22 protein-coding genes are annotated in these 21,815 nt (G+C 62.7%); 7 read left to right on the forward strand and 15 right to left on the reverse strand.

The window, feature by feature from the left end:
- The first annotated feature begins 22 nt into the window (after nucleotides 1–22).
- Nucleotides 23–496, forward strand: coding sequence for a universal stress protein (locus ACX3OW_RS02635; protein WP_459094188.1), 474 nt, complete (start codon nucleotides 23–25; stop codon nucleotides 494–496).
- A gap of 190 nt (nucleotides 497–686) precedes the next feature.
- Here the strand turns inward: ACX3OW_RS02635 and ACX3OW_RS02640 are convergent, their stop codons facing one another.
- The gene (locus tag ACX3OW_RS02640) at nucleotides 687–983 is read right to left on the reverse strand and encodes a DUF3817 domain-containing protein (RefSeq protein ID WP_459094189.1); all 297 of its coding nucleotides are present in this window, start codon (nucleotides 981–983) and stop codon (nucleotides 687–689) included.
- Between the two features lie 129 nt (nucleotides 984–1,112).
- Here ACX3OW_RS02640 and ACX3OW_RS02645 point away from each other — a divergent pair, with 129 nt between their 5' ends.
- Nucleotides 1,113–1,679, forward strand: a complete 567-nt coding sequence (locus ACX3OW_RS02645) for a NifU family protein (RefSeq protein WP_459094190.1) — start codon at nucleotides 1,113–1,115, stop codon at nucleotides 1,677–1,679.
- Nucleotides 1,680–1,814: 135 nt separating this feature from the next.
- Here the strand turns inward: ACX3OW_RS02645 and ACX3OW_RS02650 are convergent, their stop codons facing one another.
- The 6 genes from ACX3OW_RS02650 to miaB form a co-directional block, all read right to left on the reverse strand.
- Complete coding sequence (locus tag ACX3OW_RS02650; RefSeq protein ID WP_459094191.1) at nucleotides 1,815–2,723, reverse strand: acetamidase/formamidase family protein; 909 nt, start codon at nucleotides 2,721–2,723, stop codon at nucleotides 1,815–1,817.
- Between the two features lie 21 nt (nucleotides 2,724–2,744).
- A complete protein-coding gene (locus ACX3OW_RS02655; RefSeq protein ID WP_459094192.1) occupies nucleotides 2,745–3,659 on the reverse strand; it encodes a hemolysin family protein in 915 nt (304 codons plus the stop codon).
- Nucleotides 3,660–3,844: 185 nt separating this feature from the next.
- On the reverse strand, nucleotides 3,845–4,318 hold the full coding sequence (ybeY, locus tag ACX3OW_RS02660) for an rRNA maturation RNase YbeY (protein WP_459094786.1): 474 nt from the start codon (nucleotides 4,316–4,318) through the stop codon (nucleotides 3,845–3,847).
- Complete coding sequence (locus ACX3OW_RS02665; protein ID WP_459094787.1) at nucleotides 4,315–5,406, reverse strand: PhoH family protein; 1,092 nt, start codon at nucleotides 5,404–5,406, stop codon at nucleotides 4,315–4,317. Before ACX3OW_RS02665 ends, ybeY begins: the two co-directional genes overlap by 4 nt.
- A 150-nt stretch (nucleotides 5,407–5,556) precedes the next feature.
- On the reverse strand, nucleotides 5,557–5,940 hold the full coding sequence (locus ACX3OW_RS02670) for a DUF983 domain-containing protein (RefSeq protein WP_459094193.1): 384 nt from the start codon (nucleotides 5,938–5,940) through the stop codon (nucleotides 5,557–5,559).
- 68 nt (nucleotides 5,941–6,008) lie between these two features.
- On the reverse strand, nucleotides 6,009–7,406 hold the full coding sequence (miaB, locus tag ACX3OW_RS02675; protein ID WP_459094194.1) for a tRNA (N6-isopentenyl adenosine(37)-C2)-methylthiotransferase MiaB: 1,398 nt from the start codon (nucleotides 7,404–7,406) through the stop codon (nucleotides 6,009–6,011).
- Between the two features lie 96 nt (nucleotides 7,407–7,502).
- Between miaB and ACX3OW_RS02680 the strand changes: the two genes are divergently transcribed.
- From ACX3OW_RS02680 to ACX3OW_RS02695, 4 genes are all read left to right on the forward strand, one after another.
- Nucleotides 7,503–7,694 (forward strand): hypothetical protein, encoded by a 192-nt coding sequence (locus ACX3OW_RS02680; protein ID WP_459094195.1) that lies wholly within the window; start codon nucleotides 7,503–7,505, stop codon nucleotides 7,692–7,694.
- 345 nt (nucleotides 7,695–8,039) lie between these two features.
- Nucleotides 8,040–8,309, forward strand: coding sequence for a 30S ribosomal protein S15 (gene rpsO / locus ACX3OW_RS02685; RefSeq protein ID WP_459094196.1), 270 nt, complete (start codon nucleotides 8,040–8,042; stop codon nucleotides 8,307–8,309).
- Between the two features lie 424 nt (nucleotides 8,310–8,733).
- Complete coding sequence (gene pnp, locus ACX3OW_RS02690) at nucleotides 8,734–10,869, forward strand: polyribonucleotide nucleotidyltransferase (protein WP_459094197.1); 2,136 nt, start codon at nucleotides 8,734–8,736, stop codon at nucleotides 10,867–10,869.
- Nucleotides 10,870–11,129: 260 nt separating this feature from the next.
- Nucleotides 11,130–11,756 (forward strand): L,D-transpeptidase, encoded by a 627-nt coding sequence (locus ACX3OW_RS02695; protein WP_459094788.1) that lies wholly within the window; start codon nucleotides 11,130–11,132, stop codon nucleotides 11,754–11,756.
- 212 nt (nucleotides 11,757–11,968) lie between these two features.
- On the opposite strand, the gene infB is transcribed toward ACX3OW_RS02695, so the two are convergent.
- The 5 genes from infB to ACX3OW_RS02720 all read right to left on the reverse strand — a co-directional run bounded on the left by infB (nucleotide 11,969) and on the right by ACX3OW_RS02720 (nucleotide 18,578).
- A complete protein-coding gene (gene infB / locus ACX3OW_RS02700; protein WP_459094198.1) occupies nucleotides 11,969–14,848 on the reverse strand; it encodes a translation initiation factor IF-2 in 2,880 nt (959 codons plus the stop codon).
- Nucleotides 14,841–15,542 (reverse strand): RNA-binding protein, encoded by a 702-nt coding sequence (locus ACX3OW_RS02705; protein ID WP_459094199.1) that lies wholly within the window; start codon nucleotides 15,540–15,542, stop codon nucleotides 14,841–14,843. The genes infB and ACX3OW_RS02705 overlap by 8 nt, the downstream gene beginning before the upstream one ends.
- Nucleotides 15,543–15,565: 23 nt before the next feature.
- Nucleotides 15,566–17,173, reverse strand: a complete 1,608-nt coding sequence (gene nusA, locus ACX3OW_RS02710) for a transcription termination factor NusA (protein ID WP_459094200.1) — start codon at nucleotides 17,171–17,173, stop codon at nucleotides 15,566–15,568.
- Nucleotides 17,174–17,788, reverse strand: coding sequence for a ribosome maturation factor RimP (gene rimP, locus ACX3OW_RS02715; protein ID WP_459094201.1), 615 nt, complete (start codon nucleotides 17,786–17,788; stop codon nucleotides 17,174–17,176). It lies immediately after the preceding gene.
- 124 nt (nucleotides 17,789–17,912) lie between these two features.
- On the reverse strand, nucleotides 17,913–18,578 hold the full coding sequence (locus ACX3OW_RS02720) for a flavodoxin reductase (RefSeq protein WP_459094202.1): 666 nt from the start codon (nucleotides 18,576–18,578) through the stop codon (nucleotides 17,913–17,915).
- 255 nt (nucleotides 18,579–18,833) lie between these two features.
- Here ACX3OW_RS02720 and ACX3OW_RS02725 point away from each other — a divergent pair, with 255 nt between their 5' ends.
- A complete protein-coding gene (locus tag ACX3OW_RS02725; RefSeq protein WP_459094203.1) occupies nucleotides 18,834–19,106 on the forward strand; it encodes a hypothetical protein in 273 nt (90 codons plus the stop codon).
- Nucleotides 19,107–19,152: 46 nt separating this feature from the next.
- Here the strand turns inward: ACX3OW_RS02725 and ACX3OW_RS02730 are convergent, their stop codons facing one another.
- The 3 genes from ACX3OW_RS02730 to metK all read right to left on the reverse strand — a co-directional run bounded on the left by ACX3OW_RS02730 (nucleotide 19,153) and on the right by metK (nucleotide 21,744).
- Nucleotides 19,153–19,539: a winged helix-turn-helix transcriptional regulator gene (locus ACX3OW_RS02730; RefSeq protein WP_459094204.1), complete on the reverse strand. Its 387-nt coding sequence runs from the start codon at nucleotides 19,537–19,539 to the stop codon at nucleotides 19,153–19,155.
- Between the two features lie 108 nt (nucleotides 19,540–19,647).
- Nucleotides 19,648–20,358 (reverse strand): tRNA (guanosine(46)-N7)-methyltransferase TrmB, encoded by a 711-nt coding sequence (gene trmB / locus ACX3OW_RS02735; protein ID WP_459094205.1) that lies wholly within the window; start codon nucleotides 20,356–20,358, stop codon nucleotides 19,648–19,650.
- 129 nt (nucleotides 20,359–20,487) lie between these two features.
- Nucleotides 20,488–21,744 (reverse strand): methionine adenosyltransferase, encoded by a 1,257-nt coding sequence (gene metK / locus ACX3OW_RS02740; RefSeq protein ID WP_459094206.1) that lies wholly within the window; start codon nucleotides 21,742–21,744, stop codon nucleotides 20,488–20,490.
- Between the last annotated feature and the right edge of the window lie 71 nt (nucleotides 21,745–21,815).

Genomic DNA, 21,815 nt, shown 5'->3' on the forward strand with positions numbered 1-21,815 from the left:
CGACAAAAAATGCAGGGGCGCCATGGTTTCCCAGACTGAATACAAGCGTAAATTCCTCGTCGTCATCGACGAAACGCCCGAATGCGAGCGGGCGCTGACCTTTGCCGCCTATCGGGTCAAGCGCACCGGCGGCACCGTGGTGCTGATGAGCGTGGTGCAGAAGCCCGAATTCATCGGCCTGGGCGTCGAAGCCGTGCTGCGCGCCGAGGCGGTCGAGGAGGCCGAGCGCAATCTCGATGCCCGTCTCGCTCGCATCCGCGACATTGGCGAAGTGCGCAGCGAATCGGTGATCCGCGAGGGGGAAGCCGCCGAAGAAATCGAGCGCGTGATTGATCAGGACCGCGACATCGCCATTCTGGTGTTGGCGGCGTCCACCTCCGGCGAAGGCCCCGGCCCGCTGGTCGCCCATTTCGCCAGCCGCTCCAACGCTCTGCCCATCCCCCTCACCGTCGTCCCCGGCCGCATGACCGACGACGAGATCATCGCCATCTGCTGACCGGCCGCAGGCAAAATCGCGCCAGTGGCGCGATTTTAGGGAAGCAGGCCATGAGAGCTGCGCTCGAATGGCAAGGCTCCAACCACCACCGCGCGTCACCCTCGGGCTTGACCCGAGGGCTCTTCACTTGCTGAGCGCCGCGTGAGTGCAACCCCCTCGGGTCAAGCCCGAGGGTGACGGCGCGGTGGACCTAAGCAGCGCTTGCCGCCAGCTGCTTGCGCTTCAACATCCCGTCATTCAAAAACGTCCCGAACGGAAACAACGACGCGACCGTGGTCCGTGCCCATTCCCCGGCGCTAAAGCCTCGACCCCATAGGCAGATCACCATGGCGATCAGGTAGACCACGAACGCGACGCCGTGGATCATGCCCACTGGCGGCACCAGATGCGGATAGTCGAAGCCATATTTGAGTGGCATGGCCACCCCAAACAGGGCCAGAGTGGTGATGCCTTCGATAAGGCCGACGCTGCGAAAGATCTGGATCATGCGCTTTGGCTATCCCTGCCCGGGCGAGCCGTGAAGGCGGCACGTGGTCGCTATGCGGAAACGCCCTTGCACTTCGCCGCCAAAAGTCTATTTTAGAAGCGTTCTAATCGTAAACTTCAGAGGCGCCAGATGTTCATTCAGACCGAAGCCACGCCCAACCCCGCGACCCTCAAGTTCCTGCCGGGGCGCGATGTGCTGGTTGGTGAGCCGCGCGATTTCCGCAGCGTCGAGGCCTCGGTCAATTCGCCGCTGGCGCAGGGCCTGTTTTCCATCTCCGGGGTGACCGGGGTGTTTCTTGGTTCCGATTTCATCTCGGTGACCAAGGACGACACCAATTGGGCCCATATCAAGCCGGCCATTCTCGGCGTCATCATGGACCATTTCCTCTCCGGCAAGCCGGTGATCGTCGAGGGCGCCGCTGAGGTGGCCAATCACGACGAAGTCGAGGAATTCTTCGAAGCCGAAGACAGCGAAACCGTTGAAGTGATCAAGGAGCTGCTGGCCACCCGCGTGCGCCCGGCCGTGGCCATGGATGGCGGCGACATCATCTTCAAGGGTTTCAAGGAAGGCACCGTCTTCCTGCATATGCAGGGCGCCTGCTCGGGCTGCCCGTCTTCCACTGCCACGCTCAAAAGCGGCATCGAAAACCTGCTCCGCCACTTCGTCCCCGGCGTCGAAGCCGTCCAGCAGGTCTGATTTCAGTCAAGCAGCAAGCCAAAAGGCCCAGGGAGTAATCCCTGGGCCTTTTTGTTTCAACATACCCGATGTCATCCCGGCCTCGAGCCGGGACCCATCCCGAGATCTCGCCGCCGCCGCAAGGTGGTCGGAACGTCACCCCCCGCGCGGCAACCAGCGCTTTTCGATCTTGCACACCATGGTATAGGCCGGGTCGAACACATTGCCGACTTCGTAGCGCACCACCTGCCCCAGCAAATGGCTGGCCGCGATCTGGCTCAGCCCAAACTCACCCATCAGCCAGTCCAGCATCGCGCTGGTGGCATGCTGCAAGGCCTGTTCGAGCGGGCGGGCATTGCCCACGGTAAAGATCGCGTCTGCGGTCTCGCCGCGCGGCCAGCTCAATGCCTGCTGCTTGATCACGCTCAGCCGCACTTCGACCTCGAATGCCGTTTCCACCCCGGTGCCGACGATTTCGCCGTCGCCCTGGATGGCGTGGCCATCGCCGAGGAAGAACAGCGCCCCCGGCACCGCCACCGGCAACCACACAGTCGTCCCCGGCCCAAAGCCGCGATAATCCATATTGCCGCCGTTTTCGGCGCTGGTGGCGGTCGAAAACGCCTGACCGCTATGCGGCGCCACGCCGAAACAGCCCAGCATCGGTTCCAGCGGCAGCACCAGATGCTCCAGTCCGGCGACCGGCTGCTCCAGCCGCACCGTGCCATTCTCGATGATCCATTCCGTCCGGTCGCGCGGCGAGAGGTCGCGGGCGCGTTCGGGGTCGAGCACATTGGCCGCCAGCGCCGCCCGGGTCCAACCCCGGTCACGGATCGGCGTCATCCGCAGGATTTCCACCCGCAAACTATCGCCCGGTTCGGCGCCGGTGACAAAAATCGGCCCATTCATCGGGTTGGGGCCCGAGGCGCGCTGCACCCCGTCCTTGTCAAAGCCCGCTGCATCCAGCGTCTGGGTGATGACGCTGTCGCCATCGGCGATGGTCAAGGCAGCCGGCACCGTGCCCAGCACATTGTGCCAGACACTGGCGTTAAACCGATGAACCGTCATGCTTCCCCCAAAGCTGTAAGCTTATTCAGCGGCCGCCTTCTGGGCGTCGCTGCGCTGGTCGGTAATGGCCAGCACCTCGCCGCCGTCGCGCTGGCGGCGGATGCGCAGCCGCTTGATGCGGCGGCTGTCGGCAGCCAGCACTTCGAATTCAAAGCCGGCCAGCCGCGTCACCCGTTCGCCGCGCTTGGGCACGTGCCCGGCCAGGTCGAACACCAGCCCGCCAATCGTGTCCACTTCCTCGGCATATTCGCCGGGGTCGAAATCCGGTCCGATCAGGCTGCGCACATCGCTCAATTCGGCGCGGGCATCGGCGATATAGGTGTCGACGCCGACCTTGCGGATCAGCGCCGCGGCCAGCTCGTCATGCTCGTCCTCGATCTCGCCGACCACGGCTTCGAGCAGGTCCTCGATGGTCACCAGACCGTCGGTGCCGCCATATTCGTCGACCACGATCGCCATATGCACGCGAGAGGCGCGCATCGACTGCAGCAGATCGCCCACCGGCATGAAGGTGGGCACGAACATCGCCTGGCGGGTGATGTCGAGCTTGCTCAGCTTCTGCCGCAACACCGGGGAGATCAGCTTGACCGGCACATCCTTGGTCGGGTCGGTCACCGGATCGGTGATCTTGCCCAGCGCGTCCTTGACGTGGATGAAGCCGACGATGTTGTCGAGATTGTCGTCATAGACCGGCAGGCGGGAATGACCGACCTGGCGGAATTTGGCGATCAGCGTGCCCAGATTGACGTCAGTATCGACGGCCTGGATGTCGCTGCGCTCCACCATGACGTCGCCGACCGACACATCGGACAGCTTGAGCACGTTTTGCAGGATGGTGCGCTCGCTCTCGGAAAAATCCGCAGATTCGGCGCTCCCCTGTTCATCGAGCGCAACTTGTAAATCGTCGCGCAGGGAAACCGTGCCGCGAGCGAGCATGGCGCGCAGGCGGTTCCAGATCGAAGGCCCCCGTGCAGGCACGGAGGCGGGGCTAGAAGGAGGCTCGGGATTGGCGGGCGCCGAGGGGCCCAAACTGTCGCTGTCGTTCATTGCATGGCGCCGCACCTAAGCGGCTTTCTATCCTCAAACGGAAATACTGCACCGACGAATATAGGGTCGCAGGCCTAGTCAGAATAGGGGTCATCGACCCCCAAAACGGCCAAAATACGGGTTTCGAGGCTTTCCATCTCGGTCGCCTCGTCATCGGTCAGGTGATCATAACCCAAAATGTGCAAAAATCCATGCACCACGAGATGGGTAAAATGCGCCTCGAAGCTGACGCCCTGCTCATCGGCTTCAGCCAGCAGCGTCTCGCGCGCCAGCGTGATGTCGCCCAATATGCCCACCACCGGCTCGAACGGCTCGATCTGGGGGAAGCTCAGCACATTGGTGGAACTGTCGATGCCGCGCCATTGCTGGTTCAGCTCGCGCTGTTCCGCGTCATTGGTCAGCAGGATCGACAGCTCCGCCGCCCCTTTGACCTTGGCCTTGGCCTGTTTGAGGGCTTCCAGCACGGCGCGCTCGGCCAGGGGATCGAGATCCTCCGGCCAGGCGTCGTCATTGCGGATGATAGCGATTTCAAGCGGTAGAGAAGTCAGCGGATATTTCCTTCGCCGGCCTTTTCGGCCAGTCGTTTTGCGGTATCGGCTTCATAGGCCCGCACGATGCGGCCGACAAGCGCGTGACGGACCACGTCCTTATCGTTGAAGCGCGAAATATGCACGCCCTCGACGCCATCAAGCAGATGCACCGCTTCGATCAGCCCCGAGCGCTCGCCGCGCGGCAGATCGACCTGGGTCGGATCGCCGGTGACGATCATCTTGGAATTCTCGCCCAGGCGCGTGAGGAACATCTTCATCTGCATCGAGGTGGTGTTCTGCGCCTCGTCGAGAATGACCACGGCATTGGCCAGGGTCCGGCCGCGCATAAAGGCCAGCGGCGCCACTTCGATGATCCCCGAAGTCAGACAGCGCTCGACATTTTCCGGCTTCATCATGTCGTAGAGCGCGTCGTAAAGCGGCCGCAGATAGGGGTCCACCTTCTCCTTCATGTCGCCGGGGAGGAACCCGAGACGCTCGCCGGCTTCCACCGCCGGACGGGAGAGAATGATGCGGTTGATATCGCCGCGTTCCAGCAGCGACGCGGCATGCGCCACCGCCAGATAGGTCTTGCCGGTACCGGCCGGACCGACGCCGAATACCAGCTCGCTGCGTTCCATGGCGCGCATATAGGCGTCCTGGGCCGGGGTGCGGGCGACGATGGTGGATTTGCGCGTGGCGATCTGGGCCATGCGCACCTTGCCCTTACGCTCCAGCGTTGGCAGCGTCAGCTGGCTATCCTCGGTCTCGATCATGCGGATGACGCCGTCGACGTCGGAAATATTGGCGCTGCGGCCTTCTTCGAGCGAGCCATACAGCGATTCCAGCACCCTTCGGGCCTGATCGACCGACGAGGCGGCGCCTTTCAGCAGAACGTGATTGCCGCGCGGCGTGGCCGTGACCTTGAGCCGCTGTTCGATCAGCGCCAGGTTTTGGTCAAAATCGCCATACAGCTGGGCAGCGAGACGATTGTCTTCAAAAGCGAGTTCGAGTTGGGTTGCGAGTGCGTTGTCTGCGGTCGGTGACAAGTGCCTGCTCAAACTGGTGTGGCTCCCGGAAGAGGGTGGCGCGGGCCTGCGCCACGATATGCTAACGAGGCTAGGACGATTTGGGTCCGCTGTCTGTAGCAATATTGTGACGCTTCAGAGCGGCCCAAAGGGCAAAATCGCTCCGGTGGAGCGATTTAGGCTCTGGAGGCCATGAGGGCTATGCCCGAGGCGGGCACACGGCGCCCGGCGTCAGCGGTCCTGCTCGTCGCTCCAGCCCTTGGCCCAGAGCAGCCCGATGATCGCGCCCTTGCTCGAAGGCAGGATGGCGAGTGGGACAATGACCGCGAGCGGCACCAGCACATAGAGGTAGATCAAGGGGCTGCCACGCCCATGCAGTTCCATTTCCAGCATCGTGAAGCCGATGATATGCACCATCACCGTGATGACGATCAGCGGCAGAAACAGCCCCACCCGGTAGCGGGCAAGCGGTTCGCCACAATTCGCGCAGTGCTCAACCTGCTCGATATAATGGTGGAACAGCCAGCCCTTGCCGCAGCGCGGGCAGCGGCATTTCAGGCCATGCCAGATCGATAGCCAGACCGGCTTGGGCGAGATCTCGTCATTTGGCGGCATCGCCATCCTGCTTGGCCAGGAACCCGGAACCTCGAGAGCTTGCGGCCAGGTTAGCCGCAAAGCAAGCCCTAAGCCGCCGCCGCCACCTTCAGCCGCCCCAGCAGCGAATTGGTGCTGGTGCCGATAATTTCCACCTGATGGATCGCCCCGATCAAATCTGGGCTGCCGTCCAGATGCACCGCCTGCAGATAAGGCGAGCGTCCGCCCACCTGCCCTGCCATGCGCCCCGGCCGTTCGATCAAGACCGGCAGCGTCTGGCCCACGCAGGACGCATGAAACGCCGTAGTCTGCATATCGACCAGATGCTGCAGCCGATATAGCCGCTCGCTTTTCACCGCCTCGTCAATCTGGTCGCCCAGATTGGCCCCCGGCGTGCCCGGACGGGTGGAATATTTGAACGAATAGGCCGAGGCATAGCCAACCTCGGCGATCAGCCGCAGCGTGTCCTCAAAATCCTGATCGGTTTCGCCGGGGAAGCCGACGATGAAGTCGCCCGACAGCGCCATATCCGGCCGCGCCGTCTTGATCCGCTCGATCACCGCCAGATATTCGGCGGCGGTGTGGCGCCGGTTCATCGCCTTCAAAATCCGGTCGCTGCCCGACTGCACCGGCAGATGCAGATAGGGCATCAGAATATCGAGATCGCGATGCGCCGCGATCAGTGCGTCATCCATATCGCGCGGATGGCTGGTGGTGTAGCGCAGCCGCTCCAGCCCGGAGATTTCCGCCAGCAGAAACGCCAGCTCGCCCAGCCCAACCACGCGCCCGGCGCCATCAAGCCCATGATAGGCGTTGACGTTCTGTCCCAGCAGGGTGATTTCCTTGACGCCGGCGTCAACCAGCCCGCGCGCCTCGGCAATGATCTGGCTCACCGGCCGCGAGACTTCCGCCCCGCGCGTGTAAGGCACCACGCAGAACGAACAAAATTTGTCGCAGCCTTCCTGCACCGTCAGAAACGCCGTCAGCCCGCGCTTGATCGTCACTTCCTTGCGCGCCGCCGGCAGATGCTCGAATTTGTCTTCCTCGGGGAAGTCGGTGTCGATCACCGGCACTTTCAGGCTCGGATGCAAATGCTGCTGCGCCACGGCCCGCGCCAGCATATCGGGCAGCCGGTGATAGGATTGCGGGCCGAACACCATGTCGACCACCGGGGCGCGGCGAGCGATTTCCTCGCCCTCGGCCTGCGCCACGCAACCGGCGACGCCAATCAGCATGTCGCCGCCCACGGCGCGGCGCTCGCTCTGCAATTCCTTGAGCCGCCCCAGCTCGGAAAATACCTTCTCCGAGGCCTTTTCGCGGATATGGCAGGTGTTGAGCAGCACCAGATCGGCAGTGGCCATATCCAGCGTGGTTTCATAGCCATGGGGCGCCAGCGCATCGCTCATGCGGTCGCTGTCATAAACGTTCATCTGGCACCCATAGGTCTTGATGAACAGCTTCTTGGTATTGGCGCGGGTCTCGGTCATGCCGGCTCTTTATCAGAGGATGGGCGCAGACTCCAAGGGTCTGCAACCATGCAGGCGCGTGGCGGGTTTCTCTCCCAACCCATGGGAGTTTGCAAAATGACCAAACCGAACAAGACTGACGACGCCGCCGCGATGAAAAACGGCAAGAAACCCGGCCCCAAGGATTCCCCTGTGCAAGTGCGCAATGCCGGCAAGGACGCCCAGGCCGACAAGCCCAGCGCCTGGGACAAGCAGGACGACGCCGTCGACGAAAGCTTCCCGGCCAGCGATTCCAGCGCCAAATACTGAGCGGAATTGAGGAATTTTCTAGCCCCAACCCCGATGTCACCCCGGCCTTGAGCCGGGGCCCATCCTGAGATCCTGCCGGTGGTTCCATCTCGAGATGGGTCCCGGCTCAAGGCCGGGATGACACCGCGTTTAGCGACCGAAATGAAGCAACAGGCCTCCGAGGCGGCGAACTGACATCCGCAACGCCCCGCCCCGCCCCCACATGCCAATAAATTCTGGCTTTCCCGCCCGCTTTGCAATATAGGGACGCCAGTCTTTGGCCCACTTGCCCGAGGCTTTCATGGCCCCTCCTGGACGACATCCCGGCCGGGGCGACCCAATCCTCTTATGTAAAGGATCTATCCGATGTCGATCACTGCTGAGCGCAAATATGCTCTGATCCAGGAATATGCCATCAAGCCGAACGATACCGGTTCTCCGGAAGTCCAGGTGGCAATCCTGTCCGAGCGCATTGCCAACCTCACCGAGCACTTCAAGGGCCATGGCAAGGATAACCATTCCCGCCGCGGTCTGCTGAAGCTGGTTTCGACCCGCCGCAGCCTGCTTGACTACGTCAAGAAGGTTGACGACGCCCGTTACAAGTCGCTCATCGAGCGTCTCGGCCTGCGTCGCTAACGCGTCCGAGGGCAATTGCGGATGCGGGGTTTTTCCCCGCATCTGCCGTCGTCGCGCCGCCCCGGCGGACCGGCGATATAGCGTAGACCGGCGCATGCCGGAGCATGGCAGGATTATTGGCCGCTCCCCCGCCTCACGCGCACAAAATCAACATTTTGGTTTTGGTTCGTGAGGTTTCCCAGACGGAGCGTGGTCAGGAAAAGTTGCAGACTTTTCCGGTTCGACCGCGCGACCACCAGGGAATTCTCTGGGAGCTGCTTGTTGTCTTGCTCATGTTTCGTCACCGCCAGACGTGAACAGTGCCTGATTTTGAGCCTGGGCTGCACATGGGGTGCAGTAGCAGGTGCGGGCACACCGGCTGAGTTCGTGGGATTGCTACGCCCCCACGTTTCCGCTCAACCGGCAGAATGGAAAGACGAAAAACATGACGATCAATTTTGATCACCATAAGGTCGAGCTCAACTGGGGCGGTCAGCCCCTGACGCTCGAGACCGGCAAGATGGCCCGCCAGGCCGATGGCGCAGTGCTCGCCACCCTGGGCGAGACCGTGCTGCTCGCCACTGTCGTGAGCGCCAAGTCGGCCAAGCCGGGGCAGGATTTCTTCCCGCTGACCGTCAACTACCAGGAAAAATACTTCGCCGCCGGCAAGATCCCGGGCGGCTACTTCAAGCGTGAAGGCCGTCCGACCGAAAACGAGACGCTGACCTCGCGCCTGATCGACCGTCCGATCCGCCCGCTGTTTCCCGATGGCTACAAGAACGAGACCCAGGTGGTCGTTACCGTTCTGCAGCACGACATGGAAAACAACCCGGACGTGCTGGCGCTGGTCGCTGCCTCTGCCGCGCTGACCATTTCGGGCATTCCCTTCATGGGCCCGATCGGCGCGGCTCGCGTCGGTTATGTCGATGGCGAATATGTGCTGAACCTGCCGGTTGACCGTCGTTCCGAGTCGAAGCTCGACCTCGTCATGGCCGGCACCGAAGACGCCGTGCTGATGGTTGAGTCCGAAGCCAAGGAACTCAGCGAAGAAATCATGCTGGGCGCCGTGATGTTCGGTCATGCCGAGAGCCGCAAGGTGATCGCTGCCATCATCAAGCTGGCCGAGCTGGCCGCCAAGGAACCCCGCGACTTCCACGCTCCGGACTATTCGGATCTGGAAAAGGACGTGCTGGCGGTTGCCGAAGCCGATCTGCGCGCCGCCTACAAGATCACCAAGAAAGAAGATCGCTACGCTGCGGTCGACGCTGCCAAGAAGAAGGTCAAGGAAGCTTTTGCTGCCAAGGTCGAGTCGGGTGAAGTCTCCGGCGAAGCCCTCAGCGAAGTGATCCACACCCTCCAGGCCAAGATCGTGCGCTGGAACGTGCTCGACACCGGCCTGCGCATCGACGGTCGCGACCTGTCGACCGTGCGTCCGATCGTGTCGGAAGTCGGCATTCTGCCGCGCACCCATGGTTCGGCCATCTTCACCCGTGGCGAAACCCAGGCGCTGGTCGTTGCCACGCTCGGCACCGGCGAAGACGAGCAGTATATCGACTCGCTCGAAGGCACCTACAAGCAGAACTTCCTGCTGCACTACAACTTCCCTCCATACTCGGTGGGTGAAGCTGGCCGCATGGGTTCGCCCGGCCGTCGCGAAATCGGTCACGGCAAGCTCGCTTGGCGCGCCATCAACCCGATCCGTCCGTCGGTCGAAGAATTCCCCTACACGATCCGTATCGTGTCCGAGATCACCGAATCCAACGGCTCGTCCTCGATGGCAACCGTCTGCGGCACCTCGCTCGCACTGATGGATGCCGGCGTGCCGCTGGCGCGTCCGGTGGCGGGTATCGCCATGGGCCTGATCCTCGAAGGCGAGAAGTTCGCCGTGCTGTCCGACATCCTGGGTGACGAAGATCACCTCGGCGACATGGACTTCAAGGTGGCTGGCACCGAAGTCGGCGTCACCTCGCTGCAGATGGACATCAAGATCGCCGGCATCACCGAGGCGATCATGAAGATCGCTCTCGAGCAGGCCAAGGGCGGCCGTATCCACATCCTGGGCGAAATGGCCAAGGCCATCACCGCGTCCCGTTCGGAAGTGGGCGAATTCGCTCCGCGCATCGAGACCATGAAGATCCCGACCGAGAAGATCCGTGAAGTGATCGGCACCGGCGGCAAGGTGATCCGCGAGATCGTCGAAAAGACCGGCGCCAAGATCAACATCGAAGACGACGGCACCATCAAGATCGCCTCCTCGGACGGTTCGCAGATCGAAGCGGCCATCAAGTGGATCAAGTCGATCACCGATGAAGCTGAAGTCGGCGCCATCTATCAGGGCACCGTGGTCAAGACCGCCGATTTCGGCGCCTTCGTGAACTTCTTCGGCGCCAAGGACGGTCTGGTTCATATCAGCCAGCTGGCCGAAGCCCGCGTTGCCAAGACCACCGATGTGGTCAAGGAAGGCGACAAGGTCTGGGTCAAGCTGCTCGGCTTTGACGAGCGCGGCAAGGTCCGTCTTTCCATGAAGATCGTCGATCAGGCGACCGGCAAGGAAATCAAGAACGAAGAAGCCGCCGAATAGGCAGCAAACCACAAGAAAATCGCCAGCATGCTGGAAGACGAGGCCCGGAGCGATCCGGGCCTCTTTTTATGGTGTGGCCTTGCGGCAACAGGTCAGAAGCCATCACTTTTTTGCGAGGAACCGCTTCCTTAATCGCCCGTTTGGGCAGTGAGGCTTTCCTGCACTAGCGAAGCTTCTGGTCACGGCTTAGGTCATTGGCCCTACACAGTTTTGCGTCACCCGTGACCCAGGAAATTACCGTGCTTTCTCGTCGCCTATTCATGATCGGTTTGCCCGCAGTAGCCTTGGCCGCCTGTTCCTCGACCCGCACGCCGGTCGTGCAGGAGCCCCAGATCGACCCGTATTACCAGCGCATGTATGGCGCGGTGCTGGGAGAAAAATTCCCCATTGCTGCCATGGATTTGCGCCGCGTCGATCCTCAGTGGTGGCGCCAGGAAGTCCCCTACCCGACCAGCGAGCGCCCCGGCACCATCGTCATCGATACGCCGCAGCACTTCCTCTATCTGGTGCTCGAAGGCGGCCGCGCGCTGCGCTACGGCATCGGCGTCGGCAAGGATGAATCGCTGGTGTTCCGCGGCACGGCCACCATTGGCCGCAAGGCCGAGTGGCCGCGCTGGACCCCGACCCGCTCGATGATCGCCCGCGAACCCGAGCGCTACGGCCCCTATGCCGGCGGCATGGAGGGCGGCATCACCAACCCGCTCGGCCCGCGCGCCCTCTATCTCTACAAGAATGGCGCCGACACCCTGTTCCGCCTGCACGGCACCACCGAGCCCTACACCATCGGCACCAGCGTCTCCTCCGGCTGTATCCGTTTGATGAATCAGGACATTCTCGATCTCTATGCCCGCGTGCCCACCGGCGCCCGCGTCGTCGTGATCAACTAACTCCCTCCCGGGTCACTGCCGCGGCAGTGGGACGCCTTGTTTCGGAATCCGTAGTCACCGAGACAAAGTTACCTGCTGCCGCGACAAGGACCCGGGATTGAAATTGAAAGGCCCGCTCACTGAGCGGGCCTTTTTTGTTTGGGGTGACCCAGCCAACAAAAAGGGCGCGGTTTGCACCGCGCCCTTTGGCATTTCTAACGGTCTGGACCGGATTACAGCGTGCGCTGCACGGTCTCGACGCGGAAGCATTCGATGACGTCGCCGGCGCGCATGTCTTCGTAATTCTCGAAGGCCATACCGCATTCCTGGCCGATCTGGACTTCCTTGACTTCGTCCTTGAAGCGCTTGAGCGTCTTGAGCTTGCCTTCGTGGATAACGACGTTGTCGCGGATAAGACGGACGCCCGAGCCACGCTCGACCATGCCTTCGGTGATCCGGCAGCCGGCGACCTTGCCGACCTTGGTGATGTTGAACACCTCGAGGATTTCCGCATTACCGATAAAGGTTTCACGGCGCTCAGGCTTCAGCAGCCCGCTCATCGCGTTCTTCACGTCATCCACCAGGTCGTAGATGATGTTGTAGTAGCGGATTTCGATGCCGTCGCGGGTGGCCAGTTCGGTCGCCTGCTTGTTGGCACGGACGTTGAAGCCGATGACGATGGCGTTCGAGGCCGATGCCAGGGTCACGTCGCTTTCGGTGATGCCGCCCACGGCGCTCATCAGGATCTGCGCCGACACTTCGTCGGTGGACAGCTTGTTGAGCGAGGAGACGATGGCTTCCACCGAACCCTGCACGTCGCCCTTGATGATCAGCGGGAACTTGGCAATGCCGGCCACCTTGAGCTGATTCATCATCTGCTCGAGGCTGGTAGCGCCGCCGCCGGCCGTCTTTTCACGGATGGCGCGCTGACGATATTCGGTGACTTCGCGAGCACGGGCTTCGGTCTCGACGACCGAGAAGCGGTCGCCCGCACTCGGCACGCCGGTAAAGCCCAGCACTTCCACCGGAATGGAGGGACCAGCTTCCTTGACCTGCTCACCCTTGTCGTTGATCAGGGCGCGGACGCGGGCAAACTCGGTGCCGGCGACTAGAATGTCACCGATGGCGAGTGTACCGCGCTGCACCAGGACCGTCGCAACCGCACCGCGACCACGATCGAGCTTGGCTTCGATGACCAGGCCCTCGGCGCGCCCATCGCGGGCCACCTTGAGCTCGAGCACTTCGGCCTGCAGCAGGATGGTTTCGAGCAGCTTGTCGAGGCCTTCGCCGGTCTTGGCGGAGACTTCCACGTCGAGCACGTCGCCGCCCATGGTTTCCACGAACACTTCATGCTGCAGCAGCTCGGTGCGAACCTTCTGCGCATTGGCCGAAGGCTTGTCCATCTTGGTGATGGCCACGATGATCGGAACGCCAGCTGCCTTGGCATGCTTGATCGATTCGATGGTCTGCGGCATCACGCTGTCGTCCGACGCCACCACCAGGATAGCGATATCGGTGGCCTGGGCACCGCGAGCACGCATGGCGGTGAACGCCTCGTGGCCCGGGGTGTCGAGGAAGGTGATCTTGGCGCCGTTACGCTCAACCTGATAGGCGCCGATATGCTGGGTGATGCCACCGGCTTCGCCCGACACCACATTGGCGTTGCGGATCGCGTCAAGCAGGCTGGTCTTGCCGTGGTCGACGTGACCCATGATGGTCACGACCGGCGCACGATCGGTCAGATCCTCGGCCTTGTCGTCGGCGGGGATGTCATACAGCCCCTCTTCAACGTCGGCTTCCGACACGCGCTTGACGGTGTGGCCCAGTTCGGTGGCGATCAGCTCGGCCGTATCGGCATCGAGCACATCGTTGATCGTGGCCATGGTGCCCTGCGCCATCAGCATCTTGATGACGGTCACCGAGCGCTCGGCCATGCGGTTGGCCAGTTCGGCAACCGTGATGGCTTCCGGAATGATGACTTCGCGGCTGAGCTTGGGCGCTTCCTGCTGGTTGCGGCCCATCTTCTTGTCGCGGCGGCGACGCATCGCGGCCAGGGACGGACCCTTATCACGATCACTCTCGGCGCCGGCATTGGTCACGGTCAGGCGGCCACGCGCATTGGTATCCTGGCCAGCGCGGCGCGTCGGCCGTTCCGGCGCAGCGCGCGAAGCGCGGCGGGCGTTCTCGAGTTCAGCTTCGGTGGTCGGCCGTGTCGCCGGTGCACCCGTACGGATCTTGCGGCCATCGGCCTCGCTCGGCGGTGCCGGCGGCACGTTGCCGATCGGCGCCATGCCAGCACCCGGGCGACGATCGCCGGCCGGACGGCCAGCCGTGCCCGAGGGACGGGCGCCGGGGGCGCCGCCTGGACGGGCACCGGCAGCACCGGGACGGATCAGGGCATTGGCGCCACGTTCGCTTTCCGGGCGGGTGTTGCCACCGCTCGGACGCTCACCGGCCGGACGGACCGGGCGCGGCGGCTGGCCAGGACGGCCGGCGACGACGCGCACGCTGGACGGGCCCGGATTGCGCTGCGATGCCGGTGTATAGTCGGAATCTGCCTCGGCGGCATCCGGCGTTGCGGCGGGAGCCGCAGCTGCCGTTGCAGCAGCAGCAGCAGGCGCTTCGGCGGCCGGCGTTGCGGCCGGAGCTTCTGCGACCGGAGCCTGCGGCTCGGAAGGTGCATCGGCAGCGACGCGTTCTTGCTCGAGCCGGGCGGCTTCCTCACGGACCTGGCGACGGCGAGCGTCGTCTTCCATGCGGCGCGCTTCTTCAGCGACAAAGCGCTGCTGATCCTCGGCGGCGCGGGCGCCAGCCAGGGCCAACGCCTGACGGCGGGCTTCGGCTTCAGCTGCCGACAGGCCCAGCGGTGGGCGTGGTGCGGCGGCCGGGCGACCGGATCCTGGCCGCTGACCCTGCGGGGGGCCGGCGGGGCGATGGGGCGCGCTCGGTGCATTGGGCTTGGGAACCAGGCGCGTGCGCTTCTCGACGACGACCGTCGAGCGCGAAGGACCACGCGACATGCCCGGACGGTTGCCCAGGCCTGGGCCGCCCTTCAGTGTCAGCGTCTTCTTGGCGCCAGTGTCGTCGGTGCGCTTGTCGTCGTTATCAGCCATGTATCTCGCGTCTTTCGTCGGTGGCCTCGGGCAAAAGGTCACCGTCAACCGCAGCGCGGTCGGTGTCCTGTTCCGTCGGTTTGGCAATGTATAAGGCCAGTCTCCGGGCCTTTGCTACTGCCGCTTGGGCTGCTGCCCCTCTTGTTAGGGCAGCATGTATCACATTTTCCAGCCCGAGTGCCAAACCCATTTGCTCTGAGGCGAGCAATTCGAAATGGGGCACATCGAAGCCTTCGATTCCGTCTTCGGCCGCTGCGTAATGCAGCGCCTTGAGTGGTCCGACCATCTTGCTGCGGCCATCGTCGGCCGCGTCGGTCGCCGTAATCAGGGCGATCAGCGAACCACTATCGATCAGGCTGCGCACTTTAGTGGCGCCAAAGGTCAGCTGGCCCGCCTTGCGTGCCATGCTGAGCGCATTGAGATAACGCTGCTCGAGCCGGAGCTGGGTCAGGCCGGGCAAATCGTCCGGCAGCGTCACCTCGGTCTTGAGGCTCCGCGCAAACACCTTCTTCTTGACCGCCTCGGCCACCAGATCGCGGTTGAGACTGATCCAGACGCCGCGGCCTTCGGCCTTGGCTTCCGTATCAGGCACCAGCACATCATCGGGGCCGAGCACAAAACGGATCAGCTCCGCCACGGGTTTTTCAACCCGTGTCAGAGCACACATCCTGCTCGTTTCTTCGCGCCGGGCCATCTGGTCCCTCGCTCCGAAACGGCCTAAGCCGTCGCCTCGTCGGTGAATTCGGCGTCTTCGCCACCTTCGATCGGCGGCAAGTCTTCCTCATTGATCCAGCCGGCCTTGATCCGGGCCTGCATGATCATGTCTTCGGCTTCCTCTCGGCTGATCGGGAAGTCCTTGAAGGTTCCTTCAAAGCGCTTGGTCTCGCCATCCTTGCGTTCGCTCCAGCCGATCAGATCGTCCGCAGCGCAGCCGGCGAAGTCTTCCACCGTCTTGATGTCGTCCTTACCCAGGGCTTCGAGCATGGCGGCGGTGAGGCCGGCAATCTCGTACAGCTCGTCAGCGACGCCGAGCTTCTTGCGCTCTTCGTCATGGGCCTGGTCGATGGCCGACAGATATTCGGTGGCGCGGTTCTGGATTTCGCCAGCGGTTTCTTCGTCGAACCCGTCGATCGAAGCGATTTCATTGGCGTCGATATAGGCCAGTTCCTCAACCGAGGAGAAGCCTTCCGAAGCCAATAGCTGGGCAACCATCTCGTCAACGTCAAGGGCAGCCATGAACAGGGACGAGCGTTCGGTGAATTCCTTCTGCCGGCGTTCGCTTTCTTCCTGCTCGGTCAGGATGTCGATATCCCAGCCGATCAACTGCGACGCGAGGCGGACATTCTGGCCGCGACGGCCAATGGCCAGCGACAGCTGTTCGTCGGGGACAACCACTTCGATGCGCTCGGCCTGCTCATCGAGCACCACCTTGGCAACATCGGCGGGCTGCAGCGCGCTGACCACGAGGTCGGCAATGCTGTCGGTCCACGGAATAATGTCGATCTTTTCGCCCTGCAGCTCGGCCACCACGGCCTGAACGCGCGAACCGCGCATACCGACGCAAGCGCCGACCGGATCAATGGAGCTGTCCGAGGAGGTCACGGCAATCTTGGCGCGGCTGCCCGGATCGCGGGCAATCGAGCGGATGGTGATGACACCATCATAGATTTCCGGCACTTCCTGCATGAACAGCTTGGCCATGAACTGGGGATGGGTGCGGCTGAGGAAAATCTGCGGGCCACGCTGTTCGCGGCGCACGTCATAGACGTAAGCGCGGACGCGGTCGCCATAGCGGAACATTTCGCGCGGGATCAGCTCGTCGCGGCGGATAATGGCTTCGCCACGGCCCAGATCGACGATGACGTTGCCATATTCGACACGCTTGACGGTGCCGTTGACGATCTCGCCGATGCGGTTGAAATATTCGTCATACATGCGCTCGCGCTCGGCATCGCGCACTTTTTGCACGATAACCTGCTTCGCGGACTGCGCAGCAATACGGCCGAATTCCATCGGCGGCAGCGGCTCGGTCAGATAGTCACCGATCTTGGCTTCGGGCGACTTGGTCAGAGCATGCTTGAGGTCGATCTGACGGCTGGTCTCTTCGATCGTTTCGACGATTTCCAGCAGACGCCACATGCGGGTTTCGCCCGAGCGCGGGTTGATCTCAACCTTGATCTCGGTCTCGGCGCCGTAGCGGCCCTTGGCCGCCTTTTCCATGGCGTCTTCCATGGCCCCGATCACGACCATGCGGTCGATCGACTTTTCGCGGGCAACGGCATCTGCGATCTGTAGCAGTTCGAGGCGGTTCGCGCTCACAGCCATTTAATGTGTCTCCTCGGAATCGTCAGTATCGGCAATTTCGACCGTCTCGGTCTCGTCATCGTCAAGGGGATGCGCTTCCTGGTCGAGCCGCGCCTTTTCCATCAAGGCATCGGTCATCACCAGCTTGGCCTCGCCCAGATTTATGAGCAGCAGGCGATGGTCTGGGTCGGTGCCGGTGGGCGCGTCGGGCACGGTGACGGTCACCGCCTCGTCGTCCACCGCCTTGATCACGCCGCGATAGCGCTTGCGGCCATTGATCATGTCGCTGAGCTCGATCTTGACCTCGTGGCCGACATAGGCCGCGAAATCGCGCTGGCGCACCAGCGGCCGATCAATGCCAGGGGAGCTGACTTCGAGATGATATTCGCGCTCGATCGGATCTTCCACGTCCAGCACCGGCGACAGATCCTTGCTGAGCGCCTCGCAATTGACGATGGTGAAACGGCCGTGTTCGTCCTCGGCCATGATCTGCAGGGTGCCCCCGTTTTCCTGGGTGACCTTCACCCGCACGAGTGCGAAGCCCAGACCGTTGGCCACGGGCTCGACGATACGGGAGATCCGGGCTTCCAGGCCCGTTTCCTTGATATAGCGCTTGGCTGCGAGATCGAAGCTCATCAGTCCCTTCAGGTAATAAAAAAGAGCGGGGCCGGGCGGCTCCCACTCTGCAAATTGCTAGAGATGTTGGCGTCTATATAGCGCCGAACCGCTCGCGCCGCAAGGGCAGGCTGGAGACGCCGCTTCAGCGCTCCCAGGTCAGCAGCTCGACCCGCGCGCCCAGCTTGCTCAGGGCCTGGCGCAGATCATGCACCAGCGGGTCGGGGCCGCAGAGATAGAAGTTCTGCGCGAAATCGGTGATGTGGGTTTTGAGAAAGTCGATATCGATCCGCGCTCGCGACAGGCTGGTGGCGGGATCATCGGTGATGGTCCATAGCGTTTCGAGCCCCGCCATGGCCTCGAATTCATCGCGCAGAATGATGTCCTTTTCGGTGCGATAGGAGGCGATCAGCCGGTTGCCGGCGATTTTGCCGTCCTGGGCCAGCTGCCGCAGAATGGCGATGAAGGGGGTGACGCCGGCCCCGCCGGCGATGAAGGTGCCGGGGCCTTTATAGGTAATGGTGCCCCACACATCGCGCAGCAGCAGCCGGTCGCCGGGCCAGGCGGTCCACAATTGGTTGGTGACGCCGGGATGGTCGCGATAGCTCTTTATGGTGAATTCGAGTTCGTCCCATGCATTGAGCGAGGTGAAGGTGAAGGGGCGCTTCTGGTCACGCCAGCCATCCTTGTCGAGCGACAGCTCGGTCGCCTGACCCGGCTCGAAATGAAAGTCTTTCGGCTTTTCGAGCCGATAGCGCCGCACATTGGGGGTGAGCAGTTCGGTTTTGAGAATTTTGACGCTGACGGGCATGACCAACTCCTTGTGCCCGTTAGACGCATACCTGAGCCAATAGTTCCCGGCCCAAGGCCCGCGATCGTCAGGGGTTCTCGTGGTGATACCAGGTAGCGCCAGGGGAACTTAGGGTCGGCTTAAGCCCTTGAGAACCTTGATAGAACTCTGGGGCCTCGGGAGCGAAGTTCAAGGGCAAAAATGCTGAAATCAGCCCTTGAGAGTGCCGGTCGGCAGGATCACTTCGGTGGTGTTCAACACGAAAGGAACACCGAAATGATCAAGAACACGATAGTTGCCCTGGTTACCGCCGCTGCCCTTGTCGGCGTTGCCGCCCCGGCTTTTGCCGACAACGCGTTTGGCGAGACCACTCCCGAAATGCGTGACTTCGTCGCCGATTCGGTCCTCACCGAACTCAACCGCCGCGGCATCAATGCCACCGCCGTCGAAGACTGGAGCGGCCTGGTCCGCGCCTATGTTATCCTCGATGACGGTAGCCAGGTGATGCAGTTCTACTCCCCCGGCTCGCTGCAGCCAGTGGCTCTCTAACCAGTCTACCCAGGCGCTGCCGGCTCTTGTCGGTGGCGCCTCTAGCCTAGCTGATATGCCCGACGAGGCGGATGGCCGGGTCGTGGCCATGGGCATCGAAGCGCTCCCGTGCCGCCTGCATCTGCTCGCGATTGCGATCGGCAAAGCCGCGCAGGCTGTCGGCCAGTGTCAGCAGATCGTGTCCCAGCGCGGTCAGCTCGTAATCGACCCGAGGCGGGATCGTCGCATACATGGTGCGGGTCACGAAGCCATCGCGCTCCAATTCCCGCAAGGTCACAGTCAGCGTCTTCTGGGAAATGCCGCCAGCGCGCCTGAGCTCGTTGAAGCGGCGGGTGTCCTCCCGCAGCAAGGTGATAACGGTCACCGTCCACTTGCCGGGTCTGACCATCAGCACATCGTTCTCGTTCGGACTGGACGGAGACAAAGTGGGCATGGCGAACCTCAAAATTGTGGTCGGGTTCGATAATAAGGCGCGATTGTGGCGCTTCCAGAGCCTTTCCCCATTAAACTTCGGCAGGTTCCCCCTTGCCTCAAAATGTGATCAGCGCCGGGTGAAGCTGAAATAAAAGCTGATCAGCCGGCCCTCGCGGCGGGCTTTTTGCTCGTAGCGCGTGGCCTGCCAGCCCGGATAGGGCTGATGCCAGTCGCCCGGCTGTTCGGGGGCGAAACTGAATTGCGGCGCCCGCAGAATATGCGCCAGCGTCCAGTTGGCATAATCCTCGATATCGGTGGCGAAGTGGAACTGACCGCCCGGCCGGATCACCCGTGCCAGCTCGTTGAGCGTGGTCGGCGAGACAAAGCGGCGTTTGTGATGCCGCGTCTTGGGCCAGGGATCGGGATAGAGCAGATAGACCTCGTCCAGCGAGGCGTCGGGCAGCGCCACCAGCAGCTTGAACGCATCATCGGTGAACAGGCGGATATTGCGCAAATTCTCCGCAGCGATGGTCTGCACCATCTTGCCGATGCCGCCGGTAAACACCTCGCAGCCGATATAGCCGGTATCGGGAGATCGCCCGGCTTCCAGCGCCAGATGCTCGCCGCCGCCATAGCCGATTTCGACGATGATCCGGTCCGAAGCTGGAAACAGCGTGCGCGGATCGAGCTGGCCGTTCAGGGTGATTTCGAGGTCGGGCAGGGTGGCGTCGAACACCGCCTGCTGGCCGCTATGCAGCTTCTTGCCGGAGCGGCGGCCGAAAAAGGCGCGCGGTTCGCCCGAGCGCGTCTTGGGGAGTTCGTGGTCTGGCTTGGTCATGCTGGCCTTGGATCGGCTGGGTCAGCCCGGCGTGAGCAGGGATGACCTTTTCGGTCGTCAACGAAGGGAAGATGCCCGCTTACGCGGGAATCCTCTCATGCACAATACCGCGACCGGAACGGGCGGGGATTACTTCAACGCCGCCTTGAGGGCGCCGATCAGGTCGGTCTTTTCCCAGGAGAACGAGCCATCGCGGCCAGCCTTGCGGCCAAAATGGCCATAGGCGCTGGTCTTGGCATAGATCGGCTTGTTGAGATCGAGATGGGTGCGGATGCCGTGCGGCGTCAGGTCCATCACCTGGCCGAGCGCGATTTCGACCGCTTCCTCGGCGACCGTGCCGGTGCCATGCAGATCGACATAGATCGACAGCGGCTGGGCCACGCCGATGGCATAGCTGAGCTGGATGGTGGCGCGGTCGGCAAAGCCGGCAGCGACCACATTCTTGGCCAGATAGCGCGCGGCATAGGCCGCCGAGCGGTCGACCTTGGTGGGATCCTTGCCCGAAAAGGCGCCGCCGCCATGCGGCGCTGCGCCGCCATAGGTATCGACGATGATCTTGCGGCCGGTGAGGCCGGCATCGCCATCGGGGCCACCGACGACGAATTTACCGGTGGGATTGACGTGCCAGACGGTGTCGGCGTTGATCCAGCCCTCGGGCAGCGAGGCGCGGATATAGGGCTCGACGATGACGCGCACATCTTCGGAGGTCAGCGTTTCGTCCAGATGCTGGGTCGACAGCACGATCTGGGTGACCCCGACCGGCTTGCCATTTTCGTAGCGCACGGTGACCTGGCTCTTGGCATCGGGGCCGAGCTTGCCGGCCGCGCTGTTATTGGCCTTGCGGGCGATGGTCAGATTTTCGAGAATCTTGTGCGCATAATAGATCGGCGCCGGCAGCAATTCCGGGGTCTCGCGGCTGGCATAGCCGAACATGATGCCCTGATCGCCCGCGCCGACATCCTTGTTGCCGGCCTCATCGACGCCCTGCGCGATATCGGCCGACTGGCCATGCAGCAGCACGTCGATCTTGCAGGTCTTCCAGTGGAAGCCGGCCTGCTCGTAGCCGATGGCACGGATGGCCTTGCGGGCGGCCGATTTGAACTTGGAGGGATTGACCAGCGGGTGACCGGCGGCGTCGCGTAGCACCTGACCGTCCTTGCCGTGCTTGAGCAGGGTTTCGGGCACGCGCACCTCGCCAGCGATGATCACGCGATTGGTGGTGGCCAGCGTTTCGCAGGCAATCCGGACCTGGGAGGGGTCCATGCCGCTCTTTTTGGCTTCGCGGAACACCAGGTCGACGATTTCATCGGAAATCCGGTCGCAAACCTTGTCCGGATGGCCTTCGGAAACCGATTCCGAGGTGAAGAGATAAGACGAGCGTGCCAACGAGTATCCCCCGAAACTGACGAAAATGGCTCAAAACCAACGATTATAAGGCGGTTGTGACATCGCCAGCG

This window comes from Devosia sp. A449 (assembly GCF_054489375.1).

Coding starts and splice junctions, on each gene's coding strand:
- rimP (WP_459094201.1), bottom strand. CDS start 17,788: ATGAGCTTCGATCTCGCAGCCAAGCGCTATATCAAGGAAACGGGCCTG.
- ACX3OW_RS02725 (WP_459094203.1), top strand. CDS start 18,834: ATGATCAAGAACACGATAGTTGCCCTGGTTACCGCCGCTGCCCTTGTC.
- ACX3OW_RS02680 (WP_459094195.1), top strand. CDS start 7,503: ATGACCAAACCGAACAAGACTGACGACGCCGCCGCGATGAAAAACGGC.
- infB (WP_459094198.1), bottom strand. CDS start 14,848: ATGGCTGATAACGACGACAAGCGCACCGACGACACTGGCGCCAAGAAG.
- ACX3OW_RS02730 (WP_459094204.1), bottom strand. CDS start 19,539: ATGCCCACTTTGTCTCCGTCCAGTCCGAACGAGAACGATGTGCTGATG.
- miaB (WP_459094194.1), bottom strand. CDS start 7,406: ATGACCGAGACCCGCGCCAATACCAAGAAGCTGTTCATCAAGACCTAT.
- ACX3OW_RS02645 (WP_459094190.1), top strand. CDS start 1,113: ATGTTCATTCAGACCGAAGCCACGCCCAACCCCGCGACCCTCAAGTTC.
- ACX3OW_RS02705 (WP_459094199.1), bottom strand. CDS start 15,542: ATGGCCCGGCGCGAAGAAACGAGCAGGATGTGTGCTCTGACACGGGTT.
- ACX3OW_RS02720 (WP_459094202.1), bottom strand. CDS start 18,578: ATGCCCGTCAGCGTCAAAATTCTCAAAACCGAACTGCTCACCCCCAAT.
- ACX3OW_RS02655 (WP_459094192.1), bottom strand. CDS start 3,659: ATGCTCGCTCGCGGCACGGTTTCCCTGCGCGACGATTTACAAGTTGCG.
- rpsO (WP_459094196.1), top strand. CDS start 8,040: ATGTCGATCACTGCTGAGCGCAAATATGCTCTGATCCAGGAATATGCC.
- ACX3OW_RS02640 (WP_459094189.1), bottom strand. CDS start 983: ATGATCCAGATCTTTCGCAGCGTCGGCCTTATCGAAGGCATCACCACT.
- ACX3OW_RS02635 (WP_459094188.1), top strand. CDS start 23: ATGGTTTCCCAGACTGAATACAAGCGTAAATTCCTCGTCGTCATCGAC.
- ACX3OW_RS02670 (WP_459094193.1), bottom strand. CDS start 5,940: ATGCCGCCAAATGACGAGATCTCGCCCAAGCCGGTCTGGCTATCGATC.
- trmB (WP_459094205.1), bottom strand. CDS start 20,358: ATGACCAAGCCAGACCACGAACTCCCCAAGACGCGCTCGGGCGAACCG.
- nusA (WP_459094200.1), bottom strand. CDS start 17,173: ATGGCTGTGAGCGCGAACCGCCTCGAACTGCTACAGATCGCAGATGCC.
- pnp (WP_459094197.1), top strand. CDS start 8,734: ATGACGATCAATTTTGATCACCATAAGGTCGAGCTCAACTGGGGCGGT.
- ACX3OW_RS02650 (WP_459094191.1), bottom strand. CDS start 2,723: ATGACGGTTCATCGGTTTAACGCCAGTGTCTGGCACAATGTGCTGGGC.
- ACX3OW_RS02695 (WP_459094788.1), top strand. CDS start 11,130: ATGATCGGTTTGCCCGCAGTAGCCTTGGCCGCCTGTTCCTCGACCCGC.